Origin of the sequence: Streptomyces galbus, from assembly GCF_005280195.1 — a bacterium.
Taxonomy (GTDB): Bacteria; Actinomycetota; Actinomycetes; order Streptomycetales; family Streptomycetaceae; genus Streptomyces; species Streptomyces galbus.
On sequence record NZ_SZPR01000096.1, the window covers coordinates 1 to 210 of the forward strand.

Annotated in this window: 1 protein-coding gene; it reads left to right on the plus strand. The window is 61.9% G+C overall.

What is annotated here, in order from left to right; translation table 11 throughout:
* Positions 1 to 210, plus strand: a 210-nt coding sequence (locus E4U92_RS35685; RefSeq protein ID WP_137304591.1) for a hypothetical protein, incomplete at both ends; no start/stop codon positions are given.

Genomic DNA, 210 nt, shown 5'->3' on the forward strand with positions numbered 1-210 from the left:
CCGCGTACTTAAACGCCCTGACTGGCAACGGCGTGCACATCGTCACCGTGAACGACTACCTTGCCAAGCGAGACAGCGAGTGGATGGGCAAGGTCCACCGTTTCCTCGGCCTCACCGTCGGCCTCATCGTCCATGATCTCACGAGCGAGGAGCGCCGCGCAGCCTACGCTGCCGACATCACCTACGGCACGAACAACGAGATGGGCTTTG